General features: G+C 58.5%; 15 protein-coding genes. 14 read left to right on the top strand and 1 reads right to left on the bottom strand.

What is annotated here, in order from left to right; all coding sequences use genetic code 11:
* Positions 1-9: 9 nt before the first annotated feature.
* From RB2501_RS07260 to RB2501_RS07235, 6 genes are all read left to right on the top strand, one after another.
* Complete coding sequence (locus tag RB2501_RS07260; RefSeq protein ID WP_015754117.1) at positions 10-1,482, top strand: sulfatase family protein; 1,473 nt, start codon at positions 10-12, stop codon at positions 1,480-1,482.
* A gap of 91 nt (positions 1,483-1,573) precedes the next feature.
* A complete protein-coding gene (locus RB2501_RS07255) occupies positions 1,574-5,074 on the top strand; it encodes a ThuA domain-containing protein (RefSeq protein ID WP_015754116.1) in 3,501 nt (1,166 codons plus the stop codon).
* Positions 5,075-5,187: 113 nt separating this feature from the next.
* The gene (locus RB2501_RS07250; RefSeq protein WP_015754115.1) at positions 5,188-5,427 is read left to right on the top strand and encodes a DUF7218 family protein; all 240 of its coding nucleotides are present in this window, start codon (positions 5,188-5,190) and stop codon (positions 5,425-5,427) included.
* Entirely contained in the window at positions 5,408-6,016 is a 609-nt protein-coding gene (locus tag RB2501_RS07245) for a hypothetical protein (RefSeq protein ID WP_015754114.1), read from the top strand. Before RB2501_RS07250 ends, RB2501_RS07245 begins: the two co-directional genes overlap by 20 nt.
* Before the next feature lie 130 nt (positions 6,017-6,146).
* Positions 6,147-7,406 (top strand): MFS transporter, encoded by a 1,260-nt coding sequence (locus RB2501_RS07240; protein ID WP_015754113.1) that lies wholly within the window; start codon positions 6,147-6,149, stop codon positions 7,404-7,406.
* Between the two features lie 131 nt (positions 7,407-7,537).
* Positions 7,538-8,395 (top strand): aminotransferase class IV, encoded by an 858-nt coding sequence (locus RB2501_RS07235; RefSeq protein WP_015754112.1) that lies wholly within the window; start codon positions 7,538-7,540, stop codon positions 8,393-8,395.
* Between the two features lie 176 nt (positions 8,396-8,571).
* Here RB2501_RS07235 and RB2501_RS07230 read toward each other — a convergent pair whose 3' ends face one another.
* The gene (locus tag RB2501_RS07230; RefSeq protein WP_148214312.1) at positions 8,572-9,681 is read right to left on the bottom strand and encodes a toxin-antitoxin system YwqK family antitoxin; all 1,110 of its coding nucleotides are present in this window, start codon (positions 9,679-9,681) and stop codon (positions 8,572-8,574) included.
* A 274-nt stretch (positions 9,682-9,955) separates the two neighbouring features.
* Between RB2501_RS07230 and RB2501_RS07225 the strand changes: the two genes are divergently transcribed.
* From RB2501_RS07225 to RB2501_RS07190, 8 genes are all read left to right on the top strand, one after another.
* Positions 9,956-10,861: a hypothetical protein gene (locus RB2501_RS07225; RefSeq protein ID WP_015754110.1), complete on the top strand. Its 906-nt coding sequence runs from the start codon at positions 9,956-9,958 to the stop codon at positions 10,859-10,861.
* A gap of 40 nt (positions 10,862-10,901) precedes the next feature.
* The gene (locus tag RB2501_RS07220; protein ID WP_015754109.1) at positions 10,902-11,342 is read left to right on the top strand and encodes an SRPBCC family protein; all 441 of its coding nucleotides are present in this window, start codon (positions 10,902-10,904) and stop codon (positions 11,340-11,342) included.
* A gap of 58 nt (positions 11,343-11,400) precedes the next feature.
* A complete protein-coding gene (locus RB2501_RS07215; protein ID WP_015754108.1) occupies positions 11,401-13,251 on the top strand; it encodes a Xaa-Pro dipeptidyl-peptidase in 1,851 nt (616 codons plus the stop codon).
* 168 nt (positions 13,252-13,419) lie between these two features.
* A complete protein-coding gene (locus RB2501_RS07210) occupies positions 13,420-14,403 on the top strand; it encodes a sugar phosphate isomerase/epimerase family protein (RefSeq protein WP_202944106.1) in 984 nt (327 codons plus the stop codon).
* A 137-nt stretch (positions 14,404-14,540) separates the two neighbouring features.
* Positions 14,541-15,968, top strand: a complete 1,428-nt coding sequence (locus RB2501_RS07205) for a M20 family peptidase (RefSeq protein WP_015754106.1) — start codon at positions 14,541-14,543, stop codon at positions 15,966-15,968.
* A 15-nt stretch (positions 15,969-15,983) separates the two neighbouring features.
* Positions 15,984-17,165 carry an MFS transporter gene (locus tag RB2501_RS07200; RefSeq protein ID WP_041327063.1) on the top strand — a complete coding sequence of 394 codons (1,182 nt, stop codon included), beginning with the start codon at positions 15,984-15,986 and terminating at the stop codon, positions 17,163-17,165.
* On the top strand, positions 17,162-17,710 hold the full coding sequence (locus tag RB2501_RS07195; protein WP_187289186.1) for a DUF1697 domain-containing protein: 549 nt from the start codon (positions 17,162-17,164) through the stop codon (positions 17,708-17,710). The genes RB2501_RS07200 and RB2501_RS07195 overlap by 4 nt, the downstream gene beginning before the upstream one ends.
* A gap of 163 nt (positions 17,711-17,873) precedes the next feature.
* Positions 17,874-18,332 (top strand): hypothetical protein, encoded by a 459-nt coding sequence (locus RB2501_RS07190; RefSeq protein WP_015754102.1) that lies wholly within the window; start codon positions 17,874-17,876, stop codon positions 18,330-18,332.
* The last annotated feature ends 9 nt before the right edge of the window (positions 18,333-18,341 follow it).

Raw genomic sequence — 18,341 nt, 5'->3', positions numbered from 1 at the left:
TTCCAAATAATGCGACCCCTGATTGCACTAGCCTGCGGACTCCTCCTGGGAGTCCCCACCTCGCTTACCGCCCAGCGAAATACCGGCAAAAAACAGCGCAACGTCATCTTTATCCTCACCGACGACCACCGCTTTGACTATATGGGATTCACCGGGAAGGTGCCCTGGCTGGAGACCCCGAACATGGACCGGCTGGCGGCCGAGGGCGCCTACCTGCCGAATGCATTTGTCACCACCTCCCTCTGTTCCCCGAGCCGGGCCTCCATCCTCACCGGGATGTTTTCCCATACGCATACGATTGTGGATAACCAGGCCCCGAACCCGGGTAACCTCACCTATTTCCCGCAATACCTGCAGGAGGCGGGCTACCAGACGGCCTTTTTGGGCAAATGGCATATGAGCAGCCATACGGACGAGCCCCGCCCGGGCTTCGACCACTGGGAGAGCTTCTTTGGGCAGGGGGTCTACTACAACCCCACGCTGAACATCAACGGGGAGCGCATCGAATACAAGGATTCCACCTATATCACCGACCTGCTCACCGAGCACGCCGTGGACTGGCTGGAGTCCCGGGATAAAGACAAGCCCTTCTTCCTCTATCTCTCCCACAAGGCCGTACACGCGGAATTCCAGCCGGCCCGGCGGCACAAAGGCCGGTATGCCGGGAAGAAAATTGAATTGCCGCCCACATACGAGCAGACCAAAACCGGGGCCTGGCGCGACCTGAAATGGCCGGAATGGGTAGCCGACCAGCGGGTGAGCTGGCACGGGGTGGATTATATGTACCACAGCAACATCGACATGCAGGAACTCGTACAGGCCTACTGCGAGACGCTCCTGGGGGTGGACGACAGCGTGGGTGCCGTGCTGGAATACCTGGAAGAAGAAGGCCTGGACGAGGAGACCCTGGTCATCTATATGGGCGACAACGGCTTCAGCTGGGGGGAACACGGGCTTATCGACAAGCGCCATTTCTACGAGGAGTCCGTCAAGGTTCCGCTGCTGGTGCGTTGCCCCGAGCTCTTCGAGGGCGGCCAGGTGCCGCAGGACATGGTCCAGAATATCGACATTGGCCCCACCGTGCTGGCCGAGGCCGGGGTGGCCCAGCCGGACGATATGCCGGGGGTTTCTTTTATCCCAATCCTGACGGGGGATAAAGATGCTACCAAACGGGATAAGATATTTTACGAATACTATTGGGAAAACGATTTCCCGATGACCCCAACCGTCTTTGGCATGCGGACGGATAAGTACAAATACATCCGCTACCACGGCATCTGGGACCGGAACGAACTCTACGACCTGGAGAACGACCCCCATGAGATGTACAACCTCATCGGCGACCCGGAAAAACAAGAGGTAATCCAAACCATGCTCGATTCCCTCTACAACTGGCTGGAAACCACTGACGGCATGAAGATACCGCTCAAATCAACGGACCGGCCCCGGTGGGGGGACTACAGGCACAAAGGGGAATATTAGGGCGCATACGTTCCGTCAAAATGACAAAAGCATTGTATCTTTTGGATTTTAACCGGTACCCGAACCCGTAAATATCCAATTAGCAACTGCCATGAACCAGACCCATCGGAACCCGTCGGGCTTCCGCAATTCCAGCCGTGTCCTTTTAAACTTTTTATTCGCCTGCCTCTGCGCCATCCTCTCAGGGGGCAGCCTCGCCTCCTGCGAGGATGAAGGCCCGCGGGTCCTGGTATTCTCCAGGACGGCGGTCTGGGAGCACGAATCCATCCCGATTGCCAACAAGGCCATCGACAGCCTCGGGGAGGCCAACGGGTATCGCGTGGATCTCAGCCGGGACGCCTCGGACTTCAACGACGAGGAGCTGCAGCGGTACGATGCGGTGATCTTCAACAATACCACGGGGAACGTCCTCAACCCGGAACAACAGGCCGCTTTCCAGAGGTATATCCAGGCCGGGGGCGGGTTTGTTGGCATCCATGCCGCGGCGGATACGGAGTACGAATGGCCCTGGTACGGCCAACTGGTGGGCGCCTATTTTGAAAGCCACCCGCACAACCCGAATGTGCAGACCGCCGCCATCGATATCGTGGATTCGGACCATCCCGCCACGGATAGCCTGCCCGCCCGCTGGGAGCGGCGGGACGAATGGTACAACTACCGCTCCTTCTACCCGAATATCCATGTCCTGGCACAGATCGATGAGGAAACCTACCGGGGCGGCACCAACGGAAGCCAACACCCCATCGCCTGGTACCACGAATTCGACGGGGGCCGCTCCTTTTACACAGGAGGGGGCCACACACCCGCCTCCTTTTCGGAACCCTTGTTCCTCAGGCACCTGCAGGGTGGTATTCGCTACGCCATGGGAAGCGGGCGGAACCTGGATTACTCCCGGGCAACGGCCATGGCCGAACCGGAAGCGAACCGGTTTGAGAAAACCGTCCTGCTGAACGACCTGAGCATCCCGATGGAGTTGGATATCTCGGATGACGGCCGCATTTTCTACACGGAACTCCGGTCGGCCAACCTGGGGGTTTACAACATCCATACGGGCGAGCACGGCATTGCCCACCGGTTTGACGTGGCCACCGAAGGCGGCACCGGCCTGATTGGAGTGAAGCTGGACCCGGGATTCGCCACCAACAACCTGATCTATGTGTACTATGCCCCGGCCACGGAGGCCGAAACAATCGTCTTCAACCTCTCGCGTTTTGTCGTACGGGATGACCAGACCCTGGATCCGGATTCCGAGCTGGTCCTCCTGCAGGTACCCGTACACCGGGACGGCGGATCCCACCACGGGGGGTCGATGGCCTGGGACCCGGACGGCAACCTGCTCCTTTCCACCGGGGACAGCTCCAACCCCTTCCCGGCTGAAGGCTACGCCCCGCTCGACGAGCGGCCGGGCCCGGAGTATATCAGCCTGGACGCGCAACGGTCCGCAGCCAATACAAACGACTTAAAAGGAAAAATCCTCCGGATCCGACCCAATTACGGACCGGAATCCAACACCAACCCCTATACGATCCCGGATGGCAACCTGTTTGCCGCCGATACGCCCAAAACGCGGCCGGAAATCTACATCATGGGGTGCCGCAACCCCTATCGGATTGCCGTCAACCCGGATACCGGTACGCTCTACTGGGGGGATATCGGACCGGATGCGGGTGAAGACGGGCCCCAGGGCCCCAAGGGGTACGACGAATTCAACCAGGCCAAATCGGCCGGGAATTACGGCTGGCCCTATTTTATCGGGAATAACCGCGCCTATACGGACTGGGATTTCCAGCAACAGGCCGGGAATTCCACCTTTGATCCGGATGCGCCCTACAACGACTCCCCCAACAACACGGGTCTGAACCAGCTCCCGCCGGCCCGGGGGGCCATGATCTGGTATCCGTACGACGCGTCTGCGGAATTCCCGGATTTCGGGACGGGCGGGCGTTCGGCCATGGCAGGCGCCTTCTACAAATACGACCCGGATTCCGAGGCCCCCAACCGGTTTCCGGAGTATTACGACGGTACGTTGTTCGTGTTTGAGTGGATGCGTAACTGGGTAAAGGCGTTGCGGTTCGATGCGGAAGAAAATTACCTGCGGGCTGAACCATTTATGACGGAAAACGGGGATTTCAGGCGCCCGATCGATGCGGTGTTCGGGAAGGACGGCATGCTGTACATGCTGGAATACGGTTCGGTCTACGGGGCGGACAACGACGATGCCCGCCTGGTACGCATTGCCTACAACCGGGGGAACAGGCCTCCGGTAGCCAGTGCAGGTATCCGGGATTCCGCCGCCGAAGCAAACCTCTCCAAACGGGTATATATTACCTCGGAATTGCGCACCCTGCAGGCGCAACGGGAAATTGCCGGGCAGGCACCCCTCAGGGTCCATTTCACGAGCCGGGGTTCGGGGGATCCGGATGGTGGCGAGACACTATCCTACTCCTGGGACTTTGACGGGGGGGAAACCGTCAGTTCGGAGCGGCATCCAACCCATACGTATACCCGTCCGGGAACCTATACCGCCCGCCTGTCCATTACGGATGCGGCCGGGAATAGGGCCACGGACAGCGTCCGGGTAACGGTGGGCAACGAGCCGCCCCGGGTGGCATTCGAGAGCCCTGACAATCAATCCTTTTTCTGGGAGGGCCGGCCATTCCGCTATGAGGTACGGGTTTCGGACCCGGAAGAACCCGCAACGGACCCCGACAGGCTTTCCGTCCGGTTCGGGTTTACTTCCAAACCCGCCAGGGCCGCCACAGCCGGAGCGCCTTTAGCGGACACCCCCATGCCCTACGGCTACGCGCTGATTGAACGCAGCGATTGCCGTGCCTGCCACGTGACGGAAGGGGCCTCGGTAGGGCCTTCCTATACGGATATCGCCCGCCGCTACTCCGGGCAGCCGGACGCAATGGAATACCTGGTGAAAAAAGTCATCGAAGGAGGTGCCGGGGTCTGGGGTGAAAGCCCGATGAGCGCCCACCCCCAGCTGGCCGCGGCCGATGTGCGGGAGATGGTCCGGTACATCCTGTCCCTCTCGGATGCCGATGGGGAAATGACCCAAGTAGCCCGCACGGGTTCCGTTCGATTCAGGGACCACGGGGAGGAAGGCGCATCCGGAAGGTACTTGTTGGAAGCTGCCTACAGGGATACAGGCGCTAACGGAATCGGCCCGCTGACCGGGCGGGAGGTCCTTATATTCCGCAATGCCCGCGTCCCCATGGTATCCATGGACGAGTATGTAGGCTTTGAGCGCTTCGGCAACTACCTGACCAATGCAGGGCATAAAGCCTACTATATGATGAAGGACGTAGACCTGACGCACATTACGGGGTTTTTGTTCGAATATTCGGCGGAGGGGCCCACAGGTGCCATCGAGGTCCGCATCGATTCCCGGGCCGGACCGGTTATCCTCAGGACCCCGTATCCGGCCACCGGCAACTGGGACCGGGTGGAAACCCTGGAAGTACCGCTAGAACAAGAGATACAGGGACGCCATGACATCTATTTTATCCCGGTAAAGCCTGAGGCCCCGAATACGGACATCATCAACATGAAGGCGGTCACCTTCCTCGCCGATGCGCCCGGTTGATTCCCTGGGGAATCGAGGCAATTCCTGGTGGGAAACCAAACGTTTTAGCGGACGATTACCAGTATATTTCGGGTGTAGCGAATGCATTTGCTCTATCTTAAAAAATCATTCCCATGCCGAATTCAAGCATCAAGAACGAAGATCAGTACGAAGCGCTTCGGGAGAAGGGCTACAGCAAGGAAAAAGCCGCGCGGATCGCCAATACACCCGATGCCGGGGAAAAAGGAGGCGCTGCCGACAAATACGAGGCCCGGACACGGGAGGAGCTCTATGAGCAGGCCCGGGAAATCGGGATTGCAGGCCGATCCAAAATGAACAAGAAGGAATTGATCGATGCCCTCCGGAACCACTAGGGAAATACGCTGGTTCCTGGAACGCGAACACACGCAAATCCTCCGATGGTTTCAAAGCCTCCCCTTTGAATCCCCGGAGGAACGGGTGGATTACTACCTGGACCTCCACAAGGCCGACGTCGGCACCAAATACCGCGAAGGGAATATCGAGATCAAACAACGTTTGGGCACCTGGTCCGACGGCTGCCTCTCCCCGTACCACTGGGGCCGGTTTGAAAATTATACAAAGTGGAGTTTCGCCCTGGCCGATGCAGGGGCTACCCACTCGCTGCTTCACAAAAACCCCGACAATTGGTTGCCGGTATCCAAGAGTCGCCGGGTCGCCATCCTGCACCCGGTTGGGGATACCCTGACAACCTCGCCCCCCGGGGAATCCATCCAATCGGGCTGTCAGGTGGAATACGGCCGCGTGGCCTTTTGCGAACAGCAATGGCATACCATCGCATTTGAGTTTTTCGGCCCGGAATTCCCGGAATTGCCCGAATCCCTGGCTCGCTCCATCCTCGGCGAAGAGCCGTTAGACCGGGATACCTCCATGGGGTACGCGGAATTCCTAATGAAGCAGCTGGAGCCCCCGGGAACCCAATAAAACGCGATGCGTTTCCGGGTTTTTTGACCATCCCCAGCCAGCCGCCATAATCCTGGCGTCTGGTTTCCTACTATATAAATCGCTAATTTTCCCGGGAGTCCATCCATCTCTAATCAATCCAACCCACTACATGGAGACCGCAAAAGCCCCCTGGTACTACCTGTTATTGCTCATCCTCGCCGGGGAATCGGTGTTTATCCTGCCTTTTGTCCTGTCGCGGGTTTTCCGGCCTACCGTCCTGGAGGCATTTGACCTGACCAATACGGAATTGGGACTTTGCTTTTCGGTGTACGGGTTGGTGGCACTCATCGCCTACCTGCTGGGGGGGCCGCTGGCCGACCGCTACGCGCCGCGGCGGCTGATCGCCATCGCCCTGTGGACTACCGCCCTGGGCGGCCTGGTCTACGCCACCTTTCCCGGATTTACCGTGCTGCGGATCCTCTACGGGTATTGGGGATTCACCACCATATTCCTGTTTTGGGCCCCGATGATCAAAGCTACCCGGGTTTGGGGCGGCACGGGGTCCCAGGGAAAGGCCTTTGGATTCCTGGACGGCGGCCGCGGGCTGGTGGGCGCGCTTTTCGGCACCCTGGGCGTGCTGGTATTTTCCCTCTTCCTGGTCTCGGAAGCCCTGGACGCCACCTTTGAGGAGCGTCAGGAAGCTTTCAAATACGTCATTTTGTTTTCATCGGCCCTGGTCGCACTCGTCGGGGGGCTGGTCTGGCGCTTTATGAAAACCAGCGATGGGGACGAAAAGTCCATCCGGGTGGAACGGATCACCTGGTCGCAAATCGGCCAGGTGCTCCGCCTGCGGTCTGTCTGGCTGCTCATGCTGATCATCCTGTGCGGCTATGTGGGCTATAAGATTACCGATGTCTTCTCCCTCTTTGCCCAGGACGTGATGCGCTACGACCAGCTGGAATCCGCACAGGTGGGGACCTTCCTGTTGTTTATCCGCCCGGTGATCGGCGTATTGATCGGCATTGTGGCCGACCGGACCCAGACAACGCTGATGCTCTTTTTGAGCTTCGTCATCGCTGCCGGGGGCTCCCTCCTCTTCGCCACCGGGCTGGTTACCCATTCCGCCACTGTTTTGTTCTTTGTTTCCACATTCATTGTGGCAGCGGGCGTATACGCAACACGCGCCATTTACTTTGCGGTGATGGAACGGGGCCGCATCCCGTTATTGCTTACGGGAACCGCTGTGGGTATGGTGTCCCTTGTCGGATATACCCCGGATATTTTTGCCGGCCCCGCCATGGGATACCTCCTGGACGCATCTCCCGGACCCCCGGGCCACCGGCACGTCTTCTGGATGCTCGGGGCTTTTTCGATCATGGGGGCCGCCGCCGCCTGGGCCTATCACCGGCGGTATAGTCGCAGCGCCTAGTCCTGGGACTTGACGGGACGCTATGGGACTGATCTGCCGACCTTAGGGCTGCCTATTTCGCGATCCCGCCGGTACAGCCTGAAAATATTTTACGTTGAACTGTGTACCTTAGGCCGAAAATCCAACGCGGCATGCCCCATCCAATCGACTATCCGAAAAAAGTTTACCTGAACGGGGAAATCCTCGATGCCGAGGAGGCCCGGATTTCCGTTTTTGACCGCGGCTTTCTATTCGGGGACGGGATCTACGAGGTGATGGCCCGGATTGGCGGCCGGTTTTTCCGGCAGGCCGATCATATGGCGCGCATGCAATCCTGTCTGGAAAAAATTGCCATCCCCTTTGACGCATCCCGCCTGGAGGCTGAAATACCTGCCCTCCTGGAAGCCTCCGGCCTGGCGGGCCAGGACTGCCTGCTCTACCTGCAGGTGACCCGGGGTACGGCCCCGCGGCAACACGCCTTCCCCCCGGACGCCCAGCCCACCGCCATGATGTACGCCTGGCCCAAAACCCTCCCGGAGGTTGAAACATCCCGGGCTTCGGTAATTACCCGGGAGGATTTCCGCTGGCATCGCTGCGATATCAAGTCTACTTCCCTGCTGGGAAATATCCTCTCCAACCAGGAGGCCGCCTCCAATTCCTGTTACGAAACCATTTTTATCCGGGATGGACGGGTTACGGAGGCTTCCCACTGCAATGTATTTTTCGTACGGGGCGAGGTGGTTTATACCCATCCCGCCGACACGAACATCCTGGACGGAATTATCCGCCGGGTTGTCCTGGAACTATGCCGTGAATTGGGCCTGGAGGTGCGGTTGGAAGGGGTGCCGGCCGGGCAGGTGCGCCAAATGGACGAGGCCTTCCTAACCGGTACGAGCACGCAGGTGATGGCCATCGCGCGGGTGGATGGCGAGGCGTGTTACCAAGAGGCACCCGGCCCGGTCACCCGCCGGATCCAGGAGGCATTCCGCGAAGCGAAAAAAGGTGAATGACGCAGAAACTCCGCGGTATGCATCCCAAGTGCCCGCAACAGGCCGGACCCAATCTCCAGCCGCCAGGACCCTATCTCCAGCCGCCAGGACCCATCCCCCAGCCGCGGGCCGTGCAACAAAAATTCCCGAAATAAAAAAGGCTGCATTGCAGCCTTTTCCTTTTCCGAATTACCGGTTTAATAGTAGCTATAGGTAGTCTCTTCCCCCTGGGTTGTCCGGCGGACAGCCCTTCCTTCGGTATCGTATTCATAAGAAAAAACATACTGCAGATCCGCCCCGTTTTCCTCCACCCGGTAAGAACCCGGCAGGTTGTGTTGTGCCTGAACGGTCGGCACCACCTCAACCACGGGAAACATATTCGGTTTATCGAGGTAGTTTTCATAAGTACGGGTCGAAATCAGCTCGTACTCTTCCGGGGTATCCACCGGAATATACGTCAGTTGCCTGTACAGGTTCCCGTCGGTGAAAAACAGGTTGACAAAGACATGGGAAAGTGTGTACTCCCCGGAACCCTGCAAATCGAATTGCTGCTTACCCCCGATATTCCCGGCTTCGTCATAGGCGTACACATCGTACGACTTGCGAACTCCCTGGTCAATGACTTCCGAGGTGGCCAGCCGGCCGTTATCCCAGTAAAAATACTCGTCCCGGCCATCGTGGTAGTTAATCCGGGATATTTTCCCGTCTTCATAATAGAAGGTATCCGTACCGCGGCGCAGGCCTGGGGTTTCCGTCTCCCATTCCACCCGGTCGATCTGCCCGTCCGGGCGGTAAAGATAGGTTTTAGAAGATTTCCAACCGCCTCCGGACGACTGGTAGGACCTGGGTTTCCCCTGCAACTCGTCATCGATGATTTCCACGCTGACGGACCCCCGTTCGCCTATGGCAAATCCTTCGCTGGCGGAGGAAATCGTAAAATCGACGTGTTTCATCCCGCCGATCAGGTCATCGTCCTGAGGGACCAATGTAAAGGCGACTGTTTCGGCTTCTTCTGCAATTTGCAGGGTCAAAAACCCGTTGATAGCCGCGGGGACTGTATGGAACTGCAAACCGTCGTCCGCTGCGATCCGGATGGTTACCTGACCGGTTCTGAAGGCTGGAATTTCCAGGTTCAGGGTAATTTCAACTGCCTCGGCATTTTCCAGGTGCGAGAAATCCTCCACGAGGTTAATCGCTACCGGGTTCGAACCCCCGGGGTTACCCGGAGCCTGGTCGTCGTCTTTTGAACAACCAATCAGGATGGCAGGCAGGAGTATATACCCCATGTAATGAGCAAATGGTTTCATAGTTTTCTGATTAATGGATAAAGGCGTAGGTAAACGAAAGTTGGGAGGGGCGAAGGTCCGTTGGTCGCCTGGCGACCCTGGCGGAAATGAAGTGGTTTATTCCGGTATCTGAATTTGAAATATCAACAATAGACGCCGCGGGTCAATTTTTGTTACACGAATTAATATGATGATGGGGTTTACGCCCAAATGATGGGGTTTACGCCCAAATGGTGGGGTTTACGCCTAAATTTAGTAGTTTGGGTTTCCATTCCCCCTTAAAAACAAATTCCTTATGGCCACCCGCCACTACTGGAAACTGTATCCGATCCTGCTGCTCCTACTCGCCGGGCCCGAGGCATGGGCGCATCCCACAGGCAACCTGCTTGTTGTTGGCGAACAGGTGCTCTGGTCGTATATCAGCCCGGTGGAAGATCCGGACCACAAGGCTTGCATCATGTCCTGGAAACCGGGTACGGATCCCATTGTCCTGTTGCAATCCGAATACCCGGCGAGCGATTTTATGCTCTCTGCCCGGGGCGAAGAAATATACGCGGTTGAAAGGCGCTACCTGGCTGCCGAAGACCGGTTTGAATCCCGCGTGCTGAAACTGGGCCCCGGTAAAACCGCCGAGGAAATATGGCCCTGGTTCCCGGACTCCTGGCACGTGGGGGAGGCGGGCTTTTTCATGCTTTCGGATATGCAGATGGTAATGGGCCGGTACCCTGGGGTAGCCGTTTTGGAAAAAGGCGGGGAGCCCGAGCCTTACCTGTATTTCGGGGAGCCTGTCCGCAAGATCCGCCACCTGGAGGATGACCGGCTGTTGCTCCTGGGCGAAGGCGCGTGCTGGTTAACGGACCAAAAAGGCAAAGTCCTCCAATACTGGGATTCCTTCCTGGACCCGGATGCCCCCGAGCCCCCGTTGGGCCGCAACCAGGTTTTTGACGCGGATTACCGGGACGGCGAACTGTTGCTGGCCTATTGGGGAATGCGCCAATACAAGGTCATCCATCCTGACGGGAGGCAGGAGGTAATTCGCCAATTGGAAGATCCGCTTACCTCCCATTGGGTGGCCTATTCCAACTTCGGAAAACTCCTGTTTGCTTCCCGCCTGGTATTTACCGGGGAGACCCCCAGGCCCGACCTGGTGCGGATAACCGATGCCGGCCGGATCCTATCCGTTTGGCAAATGCCCGAATAAAACCGATAACAGAAAAGCCGATAACTAAAATCACGCTGCGATGAAACGAACCGATCCGCCCATTATAATCTCGACAATTATTAACGCCTCTCAGGAAGCAGTCTGGCAGGCCATTACCGACCCGGACCAAATGCGCGCATGGTATTTTGAGGACATCCCGGATTTCAAGGCCGAGGTGGGGTTTGAAACCGGGTTTGACGTGGCGGTTGAAGACCGGGTATTCCCCCACAAATGGCGGATTACCGAGGCAGATCCGCCCTGCCGGATTACCTGCGAATGGCGGTATGAGAATTATGCGGGGTGCGGGTATGTAACCTTTGAACTGGCCGGTGTGGAAGCCAAAACCCGGGTACACCTTATCAACACGATTACCGAGGATTTCCCCGGGGATATACCCGAATTCAAACGGGAAAGCTGCATCGGCGGGTGGGAGTATTTTATCCGGCAGCGCCTCAAGGGATTTCTGGAGAATCCCGAATAGCGGCTATTGAAGGGATTCCCTATCTTGTAAGCTGTTTCAACTCAAAATCAGGGATGTTATGCGCTTACGATTTTTCACCCAATTCCTATTTACGGCACTTATCGGGTTCCACGCAGGGGCCCTGGCCCAGCCCATGGACAAGACCCATCCGGTCTTCGAAAACGGGGAAGCCCAGGTGGTGCCGGGGTTTCTGGACCCGGAAGACTGGATCCGACACGACCTGTGGGTGGAAACCCCGTTTGACACGGATGGGGACCAGCAACCGGACCGCATGCATGTCTCGGTCACCCGTCCGGGCCAGACCGAAACGGAAGGGTTGAAACTGCCGGTCATCTATATCTCGAGCCCGTATTTTGCGGGGACGGCGCCTTTTGTGGATGGGTTGTTCTGGGATGTAAAACACGAACTCGGGCAACCGGCGCCCAGGGAGCGGGTGCACCCGGCAGTGACCCGCAAGGGCAAACGGCCGGTTATCTCGGATTCCCATATCGATACCTGGGTGCCGCGGGGCTATATCGTGGTGCATTCCTCCTCCCCGGGAACCGGGCTGTCCCAGGGGGCCCCAACTGTGGGCGGGGACAACGAATCACTGGCGCCCAAAGCCGTGATTGACTGGTTGAATGGCCGGGCCAAAGGATATACGGAGCCTGTTGGCGGGGAACCCGTCGAGGCGTACTGGACTACCGGGAAGGTAGGGATGACCGGTACGTCCTATAACGGGACCATCCCGCTGGCAGCGGCCACCACCGGGGTGGACGGACTCGAAGCCATCATCCCGATCGCCCCGAATACCTCCTATTACCACTATTACCGCTCCAACGGCCTGGTGCGCTCGCCGGGCGGGTACCTGGGCGAAGACATCGACGTGCTCTACGACTTTATCAACAGCGGGGATACCGCGCGCAGGCCCCACAACGACCAGACGGTCCGGGATACCGAGATGCAGATGGGGATGGATCGGATTACCGGGGATTACAACGATTTCTGGGCAGGTCGCGATTACCTGAACGACATGGAGCCCATGAAGGCGGCCCTGTTGATGTCGCACGGCTTTAACGATTGGAACGTGATGCCGGAACACAGTTACCGGATTTACAAAGCCGCCCGGGCCAAAGGCATCCCGGCACAGATCTTCTACCACCAGAACGGACACGGGGGGCCGCCTCCCCTGAAAATGATGAACCGCTGGTTTACCCGCTACCTGCACGGAGTGGAGAACGGTGTGGAAAACGACCCCAGGGCCTGGATCGTCCGGGAAAAAATGGATAGTGGCCAGCCGACCCCCTACGCGGATTACCCGAACCCGGAAGCCGCACCGGTTGTGTTGTACCCCTCCCCCGGGGCGCCAGGCCATGGAAGGTTACTGGCCAATAAAGCCGATAGCGGTACCCGGGAGACCCTGGTAGACAACTTTTCGTTTCCCGGAGAGACCCTGGCACGGGCAGAAACCTCCGGGCACCGACTCCTCTACACCACCCCGGTACTTTCCGAAGACCTGCATATCTCGGGGGTTCCCCGGGTGACCATCCGGCTGGCGAGCAGTGAGGAAGCGGCCAACCTGTCCGTTTGGCTTGTTTCCCTGCCCTGGAATACCGGGCAGGGTACCCGCATCACGGACAATATCATTACCCGGGGATGGGCAGACCCGCAGAATTACCGATCCCTTACGGAAAGCGAACCCCTGGAACCCGGACGCTTCTACGACGTCGCCTTCGACCTGAACCCCGACGACCAGGTCATTCCAAAAGGACAGCAAATCGGGTTGATGATTTTTTCGACCGACCGGGATTTTACGCTTTGGCCCGAACCGGGCACGGAGCTGACCATCGACCTGGAAGCCACCCACCTGGAGCTACCGGTTGTAGGGGGCGCCCCGGCCTACCGGAAAGCAGCAGGAACCATGCATTAAACCAACAACAACGGCTTAGCTGCCATTGTGAAGCCCGGGAGGGAGCCCGCGCCAGGGCCGGAGCCCTGGAAGGAGCCGAAGCCCGCGCCGGAACCGTAGCCGGAGCCCTGGAAGGAGCCGGAGCCTGAGCCGGAGCCGTTTCAGAAAACCACAAATCGAAAAGCAAGTATGTCAATGGACCGTCGAAAGTTTATTTCCCGTTCGGGCCTGGCCGGTGCGGCCAGCCTGCTGCCGCTGGGCGCCCTGGGACGCAGTAATATAACACCCGGGTGCCATCGCCCCTGGCGTGAAACCTCCCCCGAAACCGGCCCGGTGTTTTCCGGCAATCCACCTTCCGGATCCCGGAAATTTAAACTGGGGCTGCAACTCTTTACGGTCAATGACGACATGAACCGGGACCCGCTGGGCACCCTGAAGGCCGTCCAGGCGATGGGGTATGAAGACTTCGAGATATACGGCTTTGACCCGGAACCGGTGACGTATTACGGCCTGGAGGCAGCCCGGTTAAGAAGCAGCCTGGACACGCTCGGGCTCACTGTAAGCAGCGGCCACTACGGTTTTTCGACCTTCTTCGACGCCCCCGAAGACCGCATGCGCTGGTTTACGGATCGATGTATCCAGGGAGCACTCGCCCTGGGGAGTCCCTATATCACCTGGCCCTGGCTGGCCCCGGACTACCGCACAGCGGAAAATTACAGGAAGTTGGCCGGGATGCTCAACCGCATCGGGGAACAGGTTAAGGCAGCCGGGCTTGGGTTTGCCTACCACAATCACGGCTTTGAATTCAAAGCCGCCGGGGAAGTGACACCCTACGAATTGCTGCTCCGCGAAACGGACCCGGAACTGGTAAAGCTGCAGATGGACCTCTATTGGGTAGTACATGCGGGCCGGACCACCCCGCAACAACTGGTGAGCGAACACCCGGGGCGGTTTGTGATGTGGCACATCAAGGATATGGATACCCGTACCCGCGACTATACCGAACTGGGCAACGGGTCCATCCACTACCCGAACATCCTCCCGGACCCGGACGCCTCCGGCCTGGAATATTACTACATAGAGCAAGGCGGGAATTTTGCCAGCAGCCCGCTGGAGAGCGTTGCCGCCAGTGCCGCTTATTTCAAAGAGCACGTGCAGGGGTATTTTGAATAGGAAGCAGGCGTACTACTTGTTATCCGTGCGGTTTTCTTTTCCATATTGCCTAGATTTACGGGGGGATTCGATATTCGCGACATCATGAACACCCGACAAGATGAATACCCCACAACATGAACACCTGATAATCAACCATGAAAAAAATCCTTCTCGTACTCCTTGCCCTCATCCTGATTTTTGCAGCGGTATTGCTCTTTAATGCCTTCACGCTGGAATCCCGCCAGATCGATGCGGAACCCCTGGCACAACCTGAATTGCCCAGCGGCATTTACGACCGCCTGGCCGGGGCTATTACCTTCCCGACGATCTCCGTAAGCGAAGAAGCGGAACCGGATTCGGCCGCTTTTAAGGGCTTCCACAAATTCCTGGATTCCGTTTTCCCACGGGTGCATGAAAACCTGGAACTCACGCTGATCGGCGAATACAGCCTTTTGTATCGTTGGGAAGGCTCCGACCAGGCCAAGAAGCCCGTCATCTTTATGTCCCACCAGGACGTGGTCCCCGTAGACCAGCCTACCCTGGAAGAATGGGAGGCCGGACCCTTCGAAGGCGCTATTACGGACGAGTACGTGATCGGACGCGGGACGATGGACGATAAAGGTACCCTCATGGCCCTCATGGAAAGCGTGGAACTCCTGCTGGGCGAGGGCTACCAGCCGGGCAGGACCATCTACCTGGCCTTTGGTCACGACGAGGAGGTGGGCGGCAGCAACGGGGCCGCCAAAATTGCGGAATACCTGGAAGAGCAGGGCGTTGAAGCGCTGATGACTGTGGACGAAGGGGGGTATCTGGCCCAGGACCTCGTACCCGGGGTAGATGCGCCCGTAGCCGTGATCAACCTGGCCGAAAAGGGGTTTGCCTCCTTTGACCTGGTGGTGGAAACCGGAGGCGGACACAGCTCCCAGCCCCCTAAAGAAAACACCATCGGCATCCTGGCCCAGGCCATTGTAGACCTGGAGAACAACCAGCGGCCGTATAAAATGGTAGAGCCCATCAACCATACCCTGGCCTATATGGGCCCGGAGCTGCCGTTTGCCCAGCGGGTGGCCTTTGCCAACCCGTGGCTGCTGGACGGTCCCATCCTCGAGGCGATGAATGCACATACCACCACTGCCCCGACCATCATCACCGGGGGCGTTAAAAACAACGTGATCCCTACGGTAGCGCGCGCCACCATCAACTTCCGGATCCTGCCGGGGGAAACCATTGAAACCGTCGAGGAACACATCCGAAGCACCGTCCACGACACCATCCGGGTGGAGCCGACGGGCTTCCTGACCAACCCCTCCCCGGTATCTAAAATCGATTCAGAAGGCTTCCGGGTATTGCAGCGGACCATCCGGGGCCTGTTTCCCGAAGCCGTAGTGGTTCCCAGCCTGGTTGGCGGGGGAACGGATGCCCGTTATTTTTACGGCATTTCCGAAGATGTGTACAGGTTCTACCCCATGCGGCTCAGCCCGGAGAACGCCAGCCGTTTCCACGGGATTGACGAAAAAATTTCCAAAGAGAATTATGCGGAAATCATCGGTTTCACCTACCACCTCATCCGGGAGCTGGACTAATCGGGAAACCGCTGCGTGAAACCTGCCCGTCACATCCTGCCCGTCATCGTATTCGCGCAGTTTTGCTGTACCTCCCTGTGGTTTGCAGGCAACGCGGTGATGCCGGACCTGGTCCGGGAATTCGGCCTGTCCCCGAACGATGTCGGCCATCTGACTTCTGCCGTCCAGTTCGGATTTATCAGCGGTACGCTGGCTTTTGCTATCCTGACAGTGGCCGACCGCTTTTCCCCTTCCCGGGTTTTCCTGTTCAGCGCCCTGGCCGGGGCCCTCTGCAACCTGGGGATGTTGCCCGGGGAACAAGGCATGGCCAGCCTGCTCGCTTTTCGTTTCGCCACGGGGTTTTTCCTGGCGGGCATCTACCCCGTGGGCATGAAAATTGCCGCGGACTACTTCGATAAAAAGCTGGGGCGCTCCCTGGGGTTCCTGGTGGGGGCCCTGGTCCTCGGCACGGCCTTTCCCCACCTGGTCCGGGGCCTGGGCGCCGACCTCCCCTGGCGGTATGCCCTGGTTGCCACTTCGGCCCTGGCCGCACTGGGCGGGGTCCTGCTTTGGGCAACCGTAGCCGACGGCCCGTATCGGCGGCCCGGCAGCGGCCCGGACTTCTCGGGCTTTTTCCGGATCTTTTCGGACCGCAATTTTCGGGCGGCAGCCTTCGGTTATTTCGGGCATATGTGGGAACTCTACGCCTTCTGGGCCTTTGTCCCGCTACTCCTCGCTGCATACCTGGAAAAGCACCCGGGAATTGCCGCCTCCGTCCCCAGCCTGTCGTTTGCCGTTATCGGGATTGGCGGCCTGGGCTGCGTGGTTTCCGGCCAGGTGTCCCGGCAACTGGGCACCAGAGCCACAGCCGCCACAGCCCTCTTCCTCTCCGGGGTGTGCTGTTTGGCGCTGCCCCTTGCCGCCGCGGCCTCCTGGCCCGTTTTTCTGGGGTTCCTCCTCTTCTGGGGGTTTATGGTCGTCGCGGATTCCCCGTTGTTCTCCACCCTGGTGGCGCAGCGGGCCCACCCGGCCCTGAAAGGAACCGCGCTCACCATTGTCAATTGTATCGGGTTTTCCATCACGATAATCAGTATCCAGTTGCTCACCGCACTACAGGGTCGGGAAGGGGGCTTTGGCATATTTGCCATCCTGGCCGCCGGGCCTTTGTTGGGGCTGATCGGCCTGTGGTCGGAACGCCAAAAAACCACCAAACCGTGAAAACCTGGGTCGTATTACTAAGAGGTATCAACGTAGGCGGCAAGCATATTGTGCCCATGAAGGAATTGCGGGAGGCTCTGGAAGCCGACGGCTTTGCAGCCGTCCGAACCTATATACAAAGCGGCAACCTGGTTTTTGACTTTCCGGGTCCTCCTGAAACACGTATCGGGGAGCTGATCGAAAAAAACTTCGGCTTTAGTCCCTGGGTCCTCGCCCTAAGCCCGGAAGAGCTGCGGCAGGCAGCTGCCGCCAATCCGTTTCGGGACGATGCCGGAAAAACCGTGCACTTCTTCTTCCTGGACCGGGAACCTGAAACCGTCAATCGGGACCTGGCCGAGGAGTTGCGAGCACATTCGGAACAATGGGCGTTAACGGGACGCGTTGCCTACCTCCGTGCCCCGGACGGTATCGGGCGTTCCAAACTGGCATCCAAAATGGACCGGGTTTTTCCCGGAACGCAAATAACCGCGAGGAACCGGAATACGGTCGAGAAATTACTTGGGATGCTGCCCGAAGAGACCGGTCCCGGCGGGGAACCTTCTTAAAATGGGAGTCAGCCTCCGGATCAGCCCCCCGGACGTCAGATCAGCCCTCCGGCCGTCGGAACAGCCCCCCGGCCGACGGAACAGCCATTTCGTCGCTCCCCGGGCCCATTCCCGCTTGAGGGGTTGGTAAAAAACGCGTATTTTACGCGTTGAGAAAACAAGCATGCCCCAACTCCAGTCATTCATAAAAAAACCGTCCAGGCTCCTGATCATTTTATTCGCAGCGGCATGCTCCCTTCCTTTCGGCTGCAAAGAAGAGAAAAAGGCCGAACCCAATCCCTGGACGCTGGCCTATGCCGGCCAGTACCTGATCCGGGAAGCGGGCCAGACCTCCCGGAATGTTTCGCAGCGCTATGTACTTGCAGCGGGGGGCAATGCCGAATTGCACCGTTTGGAACGGCCCGGTCGGTATGGGGAATACCGCCTGGATACCATCGTAAGGGGCACCTGGCAAGCCGTGGAGGGGCGGATAGACATCGCCCTGGGAGAAGATGCCGACCAGCTCTTGGAAACCTTTACGCAGGAGTTGCGCCCCGTGCCTACAGACAGCCTTGCAATCGACACGCTTTGGGTAAACGGAGAACAACCGGGGCGTACCCTGGAATTGTTGATCCGGTTCTGAATGACACGC

It is taken from the genome of Robiginitalea biformata HTCC2501 (genome assembly GCF_000024125.1).
Lineage (GTDB): Bacteria > Bacteroidota > Bacteroidia > Flavobacteriales > Flavobacteriaceae > Robiginitalea > Robiginitalea biformata.
This window is presented reverse-complemented; position numbering and strand designations above follow the sequence as displayed.

What these genes read in the sequence shown, in the direction of transcription:
- RB2501_RS07260 (WP_015754117.1), top strand. Translation starts at nt 10, where the DNA reads ATGCGACCCCTGATTGCACTAGCCTGCGGACTCCTCCTGGGAGTCCCC.
- RB2501_RS07255 (WP_015754116.1), top strand. Translation starts at nt 1,574, where the DNA reads ATGAACCAGACCCATCGGAACCCGTCGGGCTTCCGCAATTCCAGCCGT.
- RB2501_RS07250 (WP_015754115.1), top strand. Translation starts at nt 5,188, where the DNA reads ATGCCGAATTCAAGCATCAAGAACGAAGATCAGTACGAAGCGCTTCGG.
- RB2501_RS07245 (WP_015754114.1), top strand. Translation starts at nt 5,408, where the DNA reads ATGCCCTCCGGAACCACTAGGGAAATACGCTGGTTCCTGGAACGCGAA.
- RB2501_RS07240 (WP_015754113.1), top strand. Translation starts at nt 6,147, where the DNA reads ATGGAGACCGCAAAAGCCCCCTGGTACTACCTGTTATTGCTCATCCTC.
- RB2501_RS07235 (WP_015754112.1), top strand. Translation starts at nt 7,538, where the DNA reads ATGCCCCATCCAATCGACTATCCGAAAAAAGTTTACCTGAACGGGGAA.
- RB2501_RS07230 (WP_148214312.1), bottom strand. Translation starts at nt 9,681, where the DNA reads ATGAAACCATTTGCTCATTACATGGGGTATATACTCCTGCCTGCCATC.
- RB2501_RS07225 (WP_015754110.1), top strand. Translation starts at nt 9,956, where the DNA reads ATGGCCACCCGCCACTACTGGAAACTGTATCCGATCCTGCTGCTCCTA.
- RB2501_RS07220 (WP_015754109.1), top strand. Translation starts at nt 10,902, where the DNA reads ATGAAACGAACCGATCCGCCCATTATAATCTCGACAATTATTAACGCC.
- RB2501_RS07215 (WP_015754108.1), top strand. Translation starts at nt 11,401, where the DNA reads ATGCGCTTACGATTTTTCACCCAATTCCTATTTACGGCACTTATCGGG.
- RB2501_RS07210 (WP_202944106.1), top strand. Translation starts at nt 13,420, where the DNA reads ATGTCAATGGACCGTCGAAAGTTTATTTCCCGTTCGGGCCTGGCCGGT.
- RB2501_RS07205 (WP_015754106.1), top strand. Translation starts at nt 14,541, where the DNA reads ATGAAAAAAATCCTTCTCGTACTCCTTGCCCTCATCCTGATTTTTGCA.
- RB2501_RS07190 (WP_015754102.1), top strand. Translation starts at nt 17,874, where the DNA reads ATGCCCCAACTCCAGTCATTCATAAAAAAACCGTCCAGGCTCCTGATC.